Origin of the sequence: Neptuniibacter sp. (assembly GCF_024231755.1) — a bacterium.
Lineage (GTDB): Bacteria > Pseudomonadota > Gammaproteobacteria > Pseudomonadales > Balneatricaceae > Neptuniibacter.
This window is the reverse complement of sequence record NZ_JAAEQH010000303.1, coordinates 1-998: the sequence shown is the minus strand read 5'-3', so window position 1 is coordinate 998 and position 998 is coordinate 1. Positions and strand designations below refer to the sequence as shown.

Below are 998 nucleotides of genomic sequence, written 5' to 3'. Positions count from 1 at the left end.
TCGACCAGGTTCAACTGTCAAGCTACAGCTAATAGTGTTAGTTTGTTTTGGAAAAGTAATGAATAACTGCAAAAGCTATGCCTGGATGCATGCAAGCAACTATGAGTACGCAGAAATGTTTCAGGCCATCTGGTGATATCATAATGGCCCTGATTATAATACCTAACCAGCTAAAGGCTAATAAGCTAATAATGTTAGCATGTCTTGGAAACCTGCAGACGTTCTTATCAGTAACTGCAAAAGCTGTGTCAGAATTTATCGGGGCAAACTTTGAGTATGCGAAGGTGCTCCAGGCCATCTAGAAGAAATCACAAAGCTCAGCTTAAGCAAATAAGCTAGCAGCTAATGATGTTAGCATACACCGTATCTTTAAAAACATTGAAAATCCTGGCGCCATGTGAGCCGGCGGCCCATTGGCGTTTGCACGCCTGGTCTACGTGCCCATATAATTGCCATGGAGATTTCCATCCGAAATGCATTACATATATTGAATCACTTTCGCCCGACAAGACGGATGAAACTGATGCACCTTTTATGATCTGTTTGAATAGAAGCATTCCGTTTGTTCTCCAGCGAAAACTAGACAGATAATAGCAGGTGTATGTGCTGACAGGAACGGACAGTGGATTTCATCACCGTATCGGATGTCGGAAGGGAATAACTCTGAGCAATCCGGTGGCAAAATCGCCTAAACTTAGAGGAATCCATATCTGGTATGATGTCCAATTTTTGTATTCTATGCAGGAACGGGGGCTGAAAAGTCCTGTTTACTGTTTCTGTACTTGCCGCACGAGGCGTTTGTGTATATCAGGCGGTGGTGCGTTCGCAGCTATATCGAATTGAGCGGCGACCGCTCCTGGGAAGCGTGCAGTGCGATTGGCCGAAAACCGGTGAGAACTAGTTCTAACTAGTGAGCTGGCTCCGCCTTGGCTGGACGGCTGTCGGCCTCTGCCTCGGCTGATGCGCACTGCAATGCTGTGAGCCCACGCGAAGTCGCC

At 46.5% G+C, this 998-nt stretch carries 1 protein-coding gene; it reads right to left on the bottom strand.

The genetic code is table 11. The features are described 5' to 3' along the window. Window positions 1–767 precede the first annotated feature (767 nt). Window positions 768–998, bottom strand: a 231-nt coding sequence (locus tag GY843_RS17855) for a hypothetical protein (protein ID WP_297311634.1), incomplete at its 5' end; no start/stop codon positions are given.